1 protein-coding gene is annotated in these 369 nt (G+C 61.8%); it reads right to left on the reverse strand.

Features of this window, described 5'->3' with window-relative positions; translation table 11 throughout:
- The coding region (locus A7A77_RS17360) for a TonB-dependent receptor plug domain-containing protein (RefSeq protein WP_156500680.1) at window positions 1-369 on the reverse strand (369 nt) is incomplete at both ends.

Genomic DNA, 369 nt, shown 5'->3' on the forward strand with positions numbered 1-369 from the left:
GGTGACCTGATTGACCACGCCGCCGGTTCCGCCGATGCCCTGCAAGGCGTTCGATCCGTAGATGACCTCGACCCTGTCGATAAAGAACGGGTCGATGGTGTAGCCGTCGCGAGACCCGTCACGAACGGGCGTCGACTGAGGAATGCCATCGATCGCATAGAGCGGTGAACGGCCACGCAGGCTTTCACCCGCGCCGCTCAGCTTCTCACGCGTCGGAGAGAAGGATGGCAGGAGGGCCGATACGGCATCTACCGTCGAACCAGAAATGACCAGTTGCCGGTCCAAGGTCTCGGCGTCGATCACGTCAATCGTCAGGGGAAGGGCGCTGACCGGCAATTGCGTTCGTGCGGCGGTCACTACGATGTCTGA

Origin of the sequence: Croceicoccus bisphenolivorans (genome assembly GCF_001634625.1) — a bacterium.
In the GTDB taxonomy this organism is placed as follows: Bacteria; Pseudomonadota; Alphaproteobacteria; order Sphingomonadales; family Sphingomonadaceae; genus Croceicoccus; species Croceicoccus bisphenolivorans.